Origin of the sequence: Polynucleobacter sp. AP-Nickl1-40-C4, from assembly GCF_035012665.1 — a bacterium.
Lineage (GTDB): Bacteria > Pseudomonadota > Gammaproteobacteria > Burkholderiales > Burkholderiaceae > Polynucleobacter.
In genome coordinates this window covers 79596-91920 of the sequence record NZ_JAYGQR010000009.1, presented here as the reverse complement: position 1 = coordinate 91920, position 12325 = coordinate 79596, and the positions used below count along the sequence as shown (strand labels likewise).

11 protein-coding genes are annotated in these 12325 nt (G+C 46.1%); 3 read left to right on the top strand and 8 right to left on the bottom strand.

Annotated features, from left to right (window positions below):
- Positions 1 to 132 precede the first annotated feature (132 nt).
- From VC182_RS10400 to VC182_RS10365, 8 genes are all read right to left on the bottom strand, one after another.
- Positions 133 to 450 (bottom strand): hypothetical protein, encoded by a 318-nt coding sequence (locus VC182_RS10400; RefSeq protein WP_323485243.1) that lies wholly within the window; start codon positions 448 to 450, stop codon positions 133 to 135.
- A gap of 97 nt (positions 451 to 547) precedes the next feature.
- Positions 548 to 1450 carry a pseudouridine synthase gene (locus VC182_RS10395; RefSeq protein ID WP_323485242.1) on the bottom strand — a complete coding sequence of 301 codons (903 nt, stop codon included), beginning with the start codon at positions 1448 to 1450 and terminating at the stop codon, positions 548 to 550.
- A 59-nt stretch (positions 1451 to 1509) separates the two neighbouring features.
- Positions 1510 to 2298 (bottom strand): methylmalonyl-CoA decarboxylase, encoded by a 789-nt coding sequence (scpB, locus tag VC182_RS10390; protein WP_202816840.1) that lies wholly within the window; start codon positions 2296 to 2298, stop codon positions 1510 to 1512.
- Positions 2299 to 2330: 32 nt separating this feature from the next.
- Positions 2331 to 2546 carry a hypothetical protein gene (locus VC182_RS10385; RefSeq protein WP_215320092.1) on the bottom strand — a complete coding sequence of 72 codons (216 nt, stop codon included), beginning with the start codon at positions 2544 to 2546 and terminating at the stop codon, positions 2331 to 2333.
- Between the two features lie 12 nt (positions 2547 to 2558).
- The gene (locus VC182_RS10380) at positions 2559 to 3776 is read right to left on the bottom strand and encodes a polyhydroxyalkanoate depolymerase (RefSeq protein ID WP_323485241.1); all 1218 of its coding nucleotides are present in this window, start codon (positions 3774 to 3776) and stop codon (positions 2559 to 2561) included.
- The gene (locus VC182_RS10375) at positions 3773 to 4111 is read right to left on the bottom strand and encodes a hypothetical protein (protein WP_323485240.1); all 339 of its coding nucleotides are present in this window, start codon (positions 4109 to 4111) and stop codon (positions 3773 to 3775) included. The genes VC182_RS10380 and VC182_RS10375 overlap by 4 nt, the downstream gene beginning before the upstream one ends.
- Positions 4102 to 4539, bottom strand: a complete 438-nt coding sequence (locus VC182_RS10370; RefSeq protein WP_323485239.1) for a cupin domain-containing protein — start codon at positions 4537 to 4539, stop codon at positions 4102 to 4104. Before VC182_RS10370 ends, VC182_RS10375 begins: the two co-directional genes overlap by 10 nt.
- A 2-nt stretch (positions 4540 to 4541) precedes the next feature.
- On the bottom strand, positions 4542 to 5201 hold the full coding sequence (locus VC182_RS10365) for a glutathione S-transferase family protein (RefSeq protein WP_323485238.1): 660 nt from the start codon (positions 5199 to 5201) through the stop codon (positions 4542 to 4544).
- A gap of 173 nt (positions 5202 to 5374) precedes the next feature.
- Between VC182_RS10365 and VC182_RS10360 the strand changes: the two genes are divergently transcribed.
- From VC182_RS10360 to VC182_RS10350, 3 genes are all read left to right on the top strand, one after another.
- Entirely contained in the window at positions 5375 to 8770 is a 3396-nt protein-coding gene (locus VC182_RS10360; protein ID WP_323485237.1) for a transglutaminase family protein, read from the top strand.
- A gap of 62 nt (positions 8771 to 8832) precedes the next feature.
- Positions 8833 to 11394, top strand: a complete 2562-nt coding sequence (locus tag VC182_RS10355) for a circularly permuted type 2 ATP-grasp protein (RefSeq protein WP_416350586.1) — start codon at positions 8833 to 8835, stop codon at positions 11392 to 11394.
- Entirely contained in the window at positions 11372 to 12325 is a 954-nt protein-coding gene (locus VC182_RS10350) for a transglutaminase family protein (RefSeq protein ID WP_255538585.1), read from the top strand. Before VC182_RS10355 ends, VC182_RS10350 begins: the two co-directional genes overlap by 23 nt.

Below are 12325 nucleotides of genomic sequence, written 5' to 3'. Positions count from 1 at the left end.
TTGATCAGGCCACACTCAAGCTTGGATTATCAAACCCCAGCAGAGTTTGTCGCTGGATGGCAAAAGAAATTAATAACGGGAGCCAGAGTTTCTAGATGAAATTGGTCCGATAAAACCAGACGGGTCATTGCATCATTCTCGATCAACCCAAGTGAGCGATTTTGCAGCCGCAGGCGTTAATCGATACACATAGGTCGATCTTGGAGACACCATAAATCCATTGAGGTCATATAGAAACGATCTTTTACGCGCTACCAATTTATGTTTGACGAGCTTACTAAAGTCACGACTTAATTGCGGGCAGCGTGGATATTCATTGGAACGATAAAAGACTTTTGCACCGGTTGCTTTTACATATTCCACAATGAGGTCGGGGCTGCACTCTTCCAGACCGGCTGGCTTGTGCCTCAATCGATTTAATAGCCAGCGGTAACGAGGTTTAGACATCATGGGTGACATGTTAGCTTGAGAGCTAATATCGTGCTAGATTTTATACCTATTTTTAGTGCCTAAAGCACCCCCAACACCCAAATCAAGGGATTTAGGACTAAAGTACTAGGTCTTGAAGACTATTAAAAGCTCTTTTTGACCCATCCATAGGATCAATAAACCCTATCTCTTTGGCAAGCAGTTGTAATGGCTTTGAAAAGTCCAAATCATATTCTTGATAAGGCGTAAGAATGGGATAGATCTGATCATGCTTCATGGGTATATTGAGGGCATTGAGATGGCAACGTAGTTGATGCTTTTTTCCACTACCAGGGGTGAGTCGATATTTAGCCCATGGCTTATTTGCCTCTATGATCTCAATCAAGGTATCTGTGTTTGGCTCACCCTCAACTTCTTGCATTTGCAGAAAATGTTCCGATTCTTGAATGCGGCTTTGATAAGTCAGTGGAAGTTTTTTTTCTAATTCTTCAGAATACGGTGCTATTGCTTCATACACCTTTTTGACTGCCCTATCCCTGAATAAATTTTGGTATTGAGCTCTTTCACTTGGGTTAACTGAAAAGATAACTAGCCCTGCAGTATCACGATCAATTCGATGTATCGGGCTGAGTGTTTGGATGCCTGTTTTTTTCTTAAGTCGATTTAATAAAGTTTGATGTAAGTAAAGTCCGCTTGGCGTTACAGGCAAGAAATGGGGTTTATCTGCAACCAGAATATGTTCATCTTGATAGAGGATCTGCTCTTCAAATGGGATCTCTGGCTCGCGAGCTAGTCTCCTGAAGTACAGCAAGTGAGTATTGGGCATATAGGCGTCACTTGCATTAAGGGCATGGCCTTCTTGGTCGAGAACAAGCCCTTCATGAAAGCGATCGATCCACTCTACTTCGCTAATGTGCGGAAACTGATCAACAAAAAATGCCAGCAAATTCAGATGAGTTTGATCTGCAGGCAAATACACCCGCGATGCTGAGACTCCCTCTGAATTAACTTGTGTGCTCATAGCGCCCCATAGATAGGAGCCCTATTTTATGCTTTTCCCTGAGCGTTATTGGCGTCGCTTTATTTAGCCTGACCAAATACTGGGTCGCGCTTTTCTAGGAAGGCGGTAATACCCTCTCGGTAGTCACTTCCCATATACACATTCTTGCGCAAGGATTGTAGGTGTTCAAATACGGCAGGATTCATGACTGCTGCATCAGAGAGCATTTGCGCTTGGGCTTTGAGGACAGAGTTAGCCTGGGGTGAACGCGAAGCAATGGTTCGAGCCATTTGGTAAGTTTTTAGCTCTAATTCACCGGAGACGTAGAGATGATTCAGGATGCCAATCTGCAAGGCGCGATCAGCACCAATAGGGTCAGCAGTCAGAAACATCTCTTTGACGACGTTCAAGGGCATGCGTGACATGAAGTGCAAAATGCCACTCGCGGTATAAGGTAAGCCCAACTTGGCCGGCGTAATCGCAAAGGTGGAGTCATGATCACCAATGGCAATATCGCAACTCATGATTAAATCAGTCGAAGCGCCCCATACCGAACCATCAACCATGGCTATCACCGGCGCCCTAAAGGCTCTGATAGATTGCAGCAAGACCATAACTGGGTCATCAGCGGGCAAGGGATCCCGCTCTGACCTAGGCAATTCCATCACATCATGACCTGCAGACCAAACTTTATTCTTTTGATCTGATCTCAGCACCAAGACCCGCACATCTTGCTTACCAAACTCTTCTAAAGCATGATGCATCTCTTCTATCAAACACTCACTTAATGCATTACGCTTGTCGTAGTGATTAAACCGAATTGTGGCGATTAAATCAGCCTGCTCTGTTTTAATGTATTGATAGTTCAATGCGCTGCCTCTAAGTTTATGTTTACGTCTTTTTAGGCTGCAATCAAAATATCACCCAACTCCATCTTTTCCCACCAGATAAAGGGTAAAAGATAGACCGGCTCCCCAGCATCCTGAAGAATTTCCAGCGCACCATCATTGGTCTTGTTAGCCTCATATTTTCCAGGATTTAGAGGTCTGCAGCCATTATCCGTACCATCATTGCGACGCATTCTGGCAATGATATTTCGAGTGATATAGACGACCATATTTCCTCCTGATTAAAGTGCTGACTGAATGTGGTTGCGAACTACTGGATAAATCTGGCTTTCCCAGCGCTTGCCATTAAATACCCCGTAATGGCCGACGCCCGCTTGTAAGTGATGTGACTTCCTGTATCCAGGTAGGCCAGAACAGAGATCTTGCGCTGCTAAAGTTTGTCCAATGCCGCAGATATCGTCTCGCTCTCCCTCAACGGTGAGCAGAAATGTTTTCTTAATCAACTTTGGATTCACTAGCCTACCTTGGTATGTCAAAGTTCCATTAGCTAGATCGCGATCCATAAATACTTTTTTAATAGTTTCTAAATAGAAAGGGGCCGATAAATCCATGATTGCAAAATACTCTTCGTAAAAATCATGAATCACATCCGCCTTCTCATCGTCACCATTAACGCGATACTCATATAGCTTTCTGAAGGACTCTGCGTGGCGATCGGGATTCATACTCATAAATGCCATGAGCTGTAAGAAGCCAGGATAGACTTTGCGCCCAGTACCATTGAATTGATTTGGAATAACCCCGATGAGCTTTTCTTCAAACCAAGACATGGGTTTGCTGGTAGCTAATTCATTGACCTTTGTTGGGCTTTGACTGACATCAATCGGCCCAGCCATCAAGGTCAAGCTTGCCGGGACATAGGGGCTCTTGTCTTCAGACATGATGGCTGTGGCTGCTAAGCAGGCTACTGTTGGCTGACATACCGCCATCAGGTGGGTTTGAGGTCCGATCACCTGCAAGAAGTTAATGATGTGCTCGACATAGGCATCAAAATCAAAGTCACCACAACTCAATGGAATGTCACGAATGTTCAACCAATCAGTTACATAAACTTCATGATCAGTTAGAAGCGTCTTAATGGTTCCCGCTAACAAAGTAGCAAAGTGTCCTGACATTGGAGCAACCAAGAGAATCTTAGGTTGACCAGAAATATTGGGCTTTGAAAATCGAATCAAGTTACAAAAATGCGTTGAGTAAATTAATTCCTCTGTAACAGGCTGCTCCACCCCAAACGAATCAATGATGGATTGAATTTTAAAATCAGGTCTTGTATGCGTAAATCCAAGCAAAGAAATTTGCTCATAGTGCGCAGCCAATCGCTGCATGGGGTTTAGGGAAAAGTTTCCAAACCAATTAGTAGAGACGCGCTCTGACGCTTTTGCAAACATCCGAACCGGATTATGCAAATTAGCAAAGGTTTGATAAGCTTTGTACATCATCTATGGGCACCGCTTTCTATATGACGCAATGCTCGTTCTGTAGTTTTGAGTGCTGGGTCAAACACCCTACTCAAAGAAACATCATTGGCAATAATGGCTGCGGTTTGTGCTGCACGTGCTGCAACGATGGATAAATTCACAAAACCAGCAACATTAAAAGTTTTGAGAAGATCTGGCATCTCTTCATCGCCTGAAGCAACTTCGCCAGCCTCTATCTTTTGATAAAGCTCGCGGTAGTAACTCTTCATACCATCGAGCTCCTCAGCAATCGTCATAATCCGCTGAAACAAGACCGCAAAGTCTGATGCCAGCACATTGTTTTTGACTACTTCCATGGGGTTACCCCTGGCACCTCGGCTGGAGCAACAGAAACTGGGATGGTTCCAAAGTCCGCAGGGCCCACTATCTCGAGATATTCCATATCGGGCGAATAGTCAAAGAGGAAATGGGTGATGCCCGGCATTTGATGAACAACATCGCCCGCCTCAACTAAGGTGACCTTATCTTCATACATAAACTTGGCCCAACCTTTAGTCATAATGACAATTTGGAACTCTGCTACGTGATAGTGCCAACCAGTACCATTCTCTGGTGGCTTATTGGCCTTCACGAGATGAGCAATAACCTTGCCCTTAGTGGCCTTAGCGACACCCAAATCTTTATAGAGAAAAAAATCTCTTAGGCCGCCTGGTAAAAACTGAGTATCAGCGGGTTTTACATGAGAAAACTTGGTATCACTTTTAAAGTTTACGGGTGCGTTCATTTTTAAAACTCCACTTCAAGTTCTTCAATGTCATCGGGTTCTTCGAGGGCGCCCATCACCCATTCCTTCATCTCAGGCATCGCCATGATGTGCGTGCAGTAATCCCTGCTCGCCTTGTCCAGCTCTACGTGATACGTCAAGAATCTTGTGACCACTGGCGCAAACATGGCGTCAGCTAATGTGGGCTCCTGGCCAAATAAGAAAGGCCCGCCGTATGTTGTTAAGCAGTCCTGCCAGATGACTAGAACACGATTAATATCAATTTGCGCTTTTGACCAAACCTTGAATGACTCAAACTTTGCTTTGACATTCATGGGTAAAGAAGCGCGCAAAGCAGAGAAGCCGGAATGCATCTCGCCACAGATGGAGCGGCAATGGGCTCTTGCTGCTGGATCTTTTGGTAGCAGATGCGCTTTGGGATTTAATTCATTCAGATACTCACCAATAGCCATGGTGTCCCAAACCCTGCAACCATCATGATCTAATCGCGGAACCAGAATGGAGGGTGACAAGAGCAAGAGTTCTGCTCGGTTATCCACATCATCCGGATGAACCTGCACTTCCTGAAAAGGTAAGCCAGAAAGCTTGAGCATCAGCCAACCGCGCAATGACCATGAAGAGTAATTTTTGCTACTAATCGTCAAGGTAGTCTGCTTAGACATAAGAGCTTTCAAATGAGGTACAACTACAACTTATTCCTCCTAAAACAGCGATAGTTAGCTAAATGCCCTGTTTTTGACGGGTTCTGCCCAAATCTGGGCATGCTTGGCTTTTACGCACCCATCTTGTGCGCCGCAATAATGCACCCTTGTGGTGAACTTATAGACTTTGAGTCATGTCTATACACGCCGCCCTACACCACGTCACCGAATATATATATGACCGCCCAGTAAAACTGGGACCGCAGGTAATTCGTCTACGACCGGCACCTCATTGCCGCAGCCATATTCTTTCTTACTCTCTCAAGATTGAGCCTGAGGGTCATTTTATTAACTGGCAACAGGATCCATTTTCAAACTATCAAGCTCGTTTGGTTTTTCCTGAACCAACGACACGCTTTAAAGTAACGGTCGATCTTGTTACGGAAATGGCCGTATACAACCCATTTGATTTCTTTTTAGAGCCAGATGCTGAAGACTACCCCTTTACCTACAGCCAAGATCTGAAGAAAGAGTTGCGCCCTTACCTAGGTAAAAAGCGCAATGACGGCATCAACAAATACTTCAAAACGGTTGATCGCAGCAAGATGCGCACGATCGATTTTTTAGTTGCGCTCAATCAAAAAGTTCACAAGGATATTAGCTATACCATTCGAATGGAGCCTGGAGTACAGACCCCAGATGAGACTTTAAAACTTCGCAGTGGTTCTTGTCGTGATTCTGCTTGGTTAATGGTGAATCTCTTGCGTCTTTGCGGACTCGCATCGCGCTTTGTTTCAGGCTATCTCATTCAGCTTAAACCAGATGTCAAAGCACTTGATGGACCGAGTGGAACAGAGGTAGATTTCACTGACTTGCACGCCTGGTGTGAGGTCTATTTGCCAGGTGCAGGATGGATTGGCTTAGACCCGACTTCCGGCCTATTTGCTGGTGAGGGGCATATCCCTGTTGCCTGCACACCTGAACCTTCAGGTGCAGCCCCGATTGAAGGTGGTGTTGACGAATGTGAAGTGCAATTTGCTCACTCTATGGAAGTCACTCGCATTTATGAAGCGCCCCGAGTAACCAAACCATATACCGAAGAACAGTGGCAAGCGATTGTCGATCTGGGCCATCAAGTTGATAAGCACTTGGTTGCAGGCGACGTTCGCTTGACCATGGGTGGTGAGCCTACTTTTGTATCCGTTAATGGTCGCGATGAACGTGAATGGAATGTAGATGCATTAGGACCAACGAAGCGGGGTTACGCAACCGATTTAGTAGAAAAACTTCGCAAAGAATATGGCGATGGTGGCTTCCTTCATTTTGGTCAAGGCAAATGGTATCCAGGAGAACAACTCCCTCGCTGGGCTTTGTCAATCTACTGGAGGGCTGATGGACAACCTATTTGGAAAAATCCCAAACTCTTCGCCGATGAACGTCACCCTACTAACTACACCAGTAAAGATGCTGAAAAATTTGTCTACACACTTTCCAAAAAATTAGGTTTAGCGGATAAATTTATCGAACCCGCTTATGAGGATGTTTTTTATTACCTCTGGCGAGAATCCAAGCTACCAGTCAACGTTGATCCCTTCAAATCAAACCTAGATGATGAGATGGAGCGCACTCGGTTAAAGCGGGTCTTCACTCAGAAATTAGATTCCGTGGTGGGCTACGTCCTCCCTATTGAAGCGAATGAAGGAAAGAATTACTTAGATACCGCCTGGAAGACGGGACCTTGGGAATATCGTGATGATCGTCTCTATCTGTTACCAGGCGATTCGCCAATGGGCTATCGACTCCCCCTGGAGTCCCTACCCTGGGTGAGTAAAGCAGACTACCCCTATCTCATTGAGCAAGATCCATTTGCTCCTAGACCGCCATTAAATAGTCAAGCGTCAATTGTTCACCAACAACAACCAACTCGTAAAGAATTTACAGCGTCTGGCAAAACGATTTGGAGTCAGTCGCAAGAAGTAAGACATCCAAAACGTCAAGAATCAGCCGCATGGGTTACCAGAACAGCGATGTGCGTAGAAGCGCGTGATCCAATGCGCTCCAATGGACCCAAGGCTGAGAATGAGCATGGTGGTAAGTCAGGCGTGCTGTATGTCTTTATGCCCCCACTCGCACGCCTTGAAGACTATCTCAATTTATTGGAGGCGGTAGAAACTACGGCGGAAGAACTGCAGTTTCAAATTGTGCTGGAGGGATACACCCCACCACGCGACCCACGCTTGAAGTTGTTACAGGTGACACCAGATCCAGGCGTTATTGAAGTCAATATTCATCCAGCCCATAACTGGGGCGAGCTAGTTGAGCATACGGAATTCTTATATCAAGCTGCTTTTGAATCTCGTCTTTCTGCTGAGAAATTTATGGCAGATGGCCGTCATACCGGCACAGGTGGTGGCAATCACTTTGTGATGGGTGGCGCAACACCGATTGATAGTCCGTTCTTACGTAAACCTGAGCTCTTGGCCAGCCTGATTTTGTATTGGCACAACCATCCGAGCTTGAGCTATCTCTTTAGTGGTATGTTTATTGGACCAACCAGTCAAGCACCTCGCGTGGATGAAGCACGCAATGACCAAATCTACGAATTAGAAATCGCATTGAAAGAAATTCATGAGAATCGCAAGAAGTTTGGCCAAAGCATGCCGCCGTGGCTGGTCGATAGAACTCTACGCAATATCCTGATTGACGTCACCGGTAATACGCATCGCAGCGAGTTCTGTATTGATAAGATGTATTCACCAGATAGTCAAACGGGTCGCTTAGGCCTACTAGAATTACGTGCTTTTGAGATGCCTCCACATGCGCATATGAGCATTGTTCAGCAATTACTCATTCGCGCCTTGATAGCTCGTTTCTGGGATAAGCCTTATGAGGCACCAATGACGCGCTGGGGAACTGAACTCCATGACCGCTGTCTCTTGCCAACATTTATCAAAATGGACTTTGATGATGTCATTCAAGAGATGCAAAGGCATGGTTACGACTTTAAGCCGGAGTGGTTTGCACCTCACCTCGAGTTCCGCTTCCCCCTCATTGGACAAGTGCAAACGATGGGAACAGAAATTACCTTACGCAATGCACTTGAACCATGGCATGTTATGGGCGAGGAAAATGCTGCAGGAGGTACCGCACGCTATGTTGACTCCTCACTAGAGAGAATAGAATTACGTGTTACCGGCTTAAATCAAAGTCGCTACACCATCACCTGCAATGGCGAGCCTTTGCCACTCCAACCAACAGGTGTTGCGGGAGAGTATGTAGCAGGCGTTCGTTATAAGGCCTGGAATCCTCCATCCAGTCTGCACCCGAGTATTGGTATTCATGTTCCATTGATTTTTGATGTGATTGATACCTGGAATAAACGCTCTGTGGGAGGTTGCCAATATCACGTTGCCCACCCTGGTGGCCGAAACTACGACAACTTCCCTATCAATGCCTATGAGGCAGAGAGTCGCCGCCTTTCCCGCTTCTTTAGGATGGGTCATACCCCTGGAACTGTTGAAGGGGCTCTGGCGAACATTGACCTCCCGGCTAGTAAGGAATTTCCATTTACGCTGGATATGCGGCGGTGAGACAATAGTTTGTGGATAACGCTCAGACTTATTCTTTGAAAGACGCCAGCAACCCTTCGCTGTTGGAGGATATCAACCGCCTATCACCCACACCCAAAGAGGGACACTTTGATGAGTTACGAGGGAAATCGGGGGCGCTACTGCCCGAATGGCAAACTTTTTTTGAATCCCTTGGCCCCTCTGGGTTAAGCGATCTTGATCAACGCACCCAAGAGCTCAACAGGCAGATTCGGGATAACGGAATTACATATAACGTCTATGCCGATGAGTTTGGTCCGCAGCGCCCTTGGTCAGTAGATTTATTTCCGCTCCTCATTAGCCCTGATTCTTGGCAAAAAATTCAGTCTGGAGTTTTGCAGCGAGCGCGTTTACTTGAAGCAATCATGGCGGATGTGTATGGGCCGCAAAATTTGTTGAAAGAAGGATGGATTCCTCCAGCATTAATTCAAGGGCATCCTGGTTACTTGCGTTCCATGCATGGTGTCGATCTTAAGAATAGAAAATATCTTCATATCATGGCTTTTGATTTAGCCAGAGCGCCTGATGGATCATGGTCAGTTCTGTCGCAACGTACCCAAGCACCTTCTGGTCTTGGGTATCTTTTGGAAAATCGCAATCTGATTGCAAGGCAATTTCCCAAAGCATATGAGCTCATGCAGATTGCCCCACTAGCCAATGCCTATAGAGACTTAATCGATGCATTAAAGCTTGAAAGTCCGGCAGGTGCTAATGCCCATATTGCCCTCCTTACCCCGGGACCTTATAACGAGACCTACTTTGAGCACGCCTATCTCGCTCGTTATCTCGGCCTAACTTTGGTTGAGGGTGGTGACTTAACCGTACGCGACCAACATTTGTTTTTGAAAACGGTACGCGGTTTAGAGCCCGTACATATTTTGCTTAAGCGTTTGGATGATGAGTTTTTAGATCCATTAGAACTGCGCTCTGATTCCACTCTAGGCGTCCCCGGTCTATTGCAAGTGATACGCGCTGGTAATGTTGTACTGGCAAATGCTCCTGGCTCAGCTTTCCTAGAATCCCCCGCTCTACTGGGATTCTTGCCGTCGATTAGCGAGAGACTTTTAAATGAAAAAGTGCAGCTTCCAGCAATGGATACCTGGTGGTGTGGTGAACGCGCTGCACTTGAGGCTGCCATTCCGAATTTAGGGCATAGCGTCATTAAGCCGACCTTTCCGAATGGCACAGGTCATCAAAGTTACGAATCCGCTTTAGGCTGCGATCTAAATCAGGCTCAGTTAGATGAATGGGTTGGGCGTATTACCAGACAGCCTGATGAGCACACTGTGCAAACCTACATTCCCTTGGCACAAATGCCAACCTGGTTAAATGCCTTTAACCTCAATGATGCGTCTTTGATTGAGCCCCACTCATATATGTTGCGAGTCTTTGCCCTGAGTGATGGTTCTAATAGCTGGCAAGTATTGCCTGGTGGACTTGCCCGTATTGCAAGTACTGATTCAGGTATTGCTTCTATGCAACGAGGCGGCAGTAGTGCTGACGTATGGGTTCAAAGCCCGCAGCCCTCACAAGAGCAAGGACAACATTTACAGCATCCGATTCAAGCCCCTGAAAAAATGATGCGTAAGCGCTTAGTGACCAGTCGCGCCGCTGAGAATCTCTATTGGTTTGGGCGCTATACCGAGCGCAGTGAAAATATTCTGCGCTTGGCTAAGCTTTATCTTGAAAATATTAACAGCGAATACACCCCTTCCCGTGCATTGTGGTCTTGGCTGGAAAACCTATGTCACTACTACGGACTTGTGCCTGAAGGTGTACCAAGTACTTTTGACCAGAGTGATATGCGTCACCGAATTTTTGAGCGCACTTTAATTAGCTCTCTCAATGCCAGCGACAGCGTCACCAGCGTGGGCTATAACCTGAATGCCATGAAACGCACGGCTTCTAATGTAAGAGAACGACTCTCCCCGGAGCAATGGAGCACTATCAATCATTGCATTGAGCAATTTCAAGCTGATTGCCATAAAGCCAATACCTTTAATGATTTTTCTGCCTCGCTCGCTATCGACGCTTTAAATGGTGCAAGTAGTTGCTTAGCGGCGATCACTGGCGCTCAAACTGACCGTATGACACGTGATGATGGCTGGCAACTACTTTCTATTGGAAGGCATATCGAGAGACTCGCCTTTCTGACAAACGCATTAGATTCAGCTATCGTTTCTGGCTTACTTAATAATCCAAATGCAGACAGCTCAGGTTATACCGCGCTACTCAATTTATTTGATAGCACGATCACTTTCCATGCGCAGCACCAACAAAGCCGTGAGATAGCCCCTTTAATTAGCTTACTGGTGATGGATGATGAAAACCCACGCTCCCTGGCCTGGGTTAGCAAAGCGCTCCGCGCCAGACTCTCTAAACTTGCGGGCACCGAGCGAAATAACCCGGATGAGTTAACTCGTAGTGTCATTAATCTCCTAGATTACGACTTATACACCTTGTCGACTGCCGATGGGTTCGGCAATCTCTCTAACCTGAGAAATTGTTTGAGCAATTGCTCGCAATCTGCCTGGAATGTTTCAGATGCAATTAGCGCACGCTATTTCAATCTGATTCACTCTAATGAATACAGTATCCAAATGTAATGCGCCAATTATGTTGCTAGAAATTACCCACGATACCCGTTACGCTTATGATCCTGATGTTGAGATTGCGCAGCATTTTGCTCACCTTAAACCAGCAGATCTAGAGACGCAACGAGTACTAAATTCCGAAGTTCAGGTGAGCCCAAGGCCTTCTTGGAGCGAAGAGAACATAGATAGCCATGGAAATGTTTGTACCTTCTTTTCTTTGCAGAATAGGCACAGTGAATTACTCATCACAGCCAAGTCGCTGATCGAGACTACAGCTACTGAATATGGCCCTAAGCCCCAGGAAACTGCACCCTGGGAGCTGGTACGCGAATACTTCCGCTATCACTCCAATACTCAATGGGATGCTGCCTCAGAATTTCTATTTACATCTCCATTCATTACTTTGAGACCAGAGTTCGCAGAATTTGCGAGGGCTAATTTCACGGTTGGTAGACCGATACTAGATGCAGCAATTGATTTGATGAAGCGTATCTATAGCGAATTCCATTACGTTAGTAAAAGTACCGATATCAACACCCCTGCACTAGAGGCGCTAAATAAGCGTGAAGGTGTTTGCCAGGACTTTGCACATATTTTGATTGCGTCGCTCCGCAGTATCGGCATTCCAGCAAAATATATGAGCGGCTATATTCTGACGAATCCTGCGCCTGGTCAAGCAAGACTGATTGGCGGCGATGCTTCACATGCTTGGGTCTCAGTTTATGTTCCCAGCATGAATGAAAACGGTATTTTAGGTAAGGGCATTTGGTGTGATCTAGACCCAACTAATAATCGCTGGGGCTACGGAACTCCTGGGGAAGATTATGTTCACTTGGCCCAGGGAAGAGATTACTCCGACGTCTCCCCTATCCGTGGCGTCATTCATGGCGGAGCAGACCATACGCTTGATGTAGCTGTAACGGTAATGCCTATCAATCCCTAA

What these genes read in the sequence shown, in the direction of transcription:
- VC182_RS10350 (WP_255538585.1), top strand. Translation starts at nt 11,372, where the DNA reads ATGAATACAGTATCCAAATGTAATGCGCCAATTATGTTGCTAGAAATT.
- VC182_RS10400 (WP_323485243.1), bottom strand. Translation starts at nt 450, where the DNA reads ATGATGTCTAAACCTCGTTACCGCTGGCTATTAAATCGATTGAGGCAC.
- VC182_RS10385 (WP_215320092.1), bottom strand. Translation starts at nt 2,546, where the DNA reads ATGGTCGTCTATATCACTCGAAATATCATTGCCAGAATGCGTCGCAAT.
- VC182_RS10365 (WP_323485238.1), bottom strand. Translation starts at nt 5,201, where the DNA reads ATGTCTAAGCAGACTACCTTGACGATTAGTAGCAAAAATTACTCTTCA.
- VC182_RS10360 (WP_323485237.1), top strand. Translation starts at nt 5,375, where the DNA reads ATGTCTATACACGCCGCCCTACACCACGTCACCGAATATATATATGAC.
- VC182_RS10375 (WP_323485240.1), bottom strand. Translation starts at nt 4,111, where the DNA reads ATGGAAGTAGTCAAAAACAATGTGCTGGCATCAGACTTTGCGGTCTTG.
- VC182_RS10395 (WP_323485242.1), bottom strand. Translation starts at nt 1,450, where the DNA reads ATGAGCACACAAGTTAATTCAGAGGGAGTCTCAGCATCGCGGGTGTAT.
- VC182_RS10380 (WP_323485241.1), bottom strand. Translation starts at nt 3,776, where the DNA reads ATGATGTACAAAGCTTATCAAACCTTTGCTAATTTGCATAATCCGGTT.
- VC182_RS10370 (WP_323485239.1), bottom strand. Translation starts at nt 4,539, where the DNA reads ATGAACGCACCCGTAAACTTTAAAAGTGATACCAAGTTTTCTCATGTA.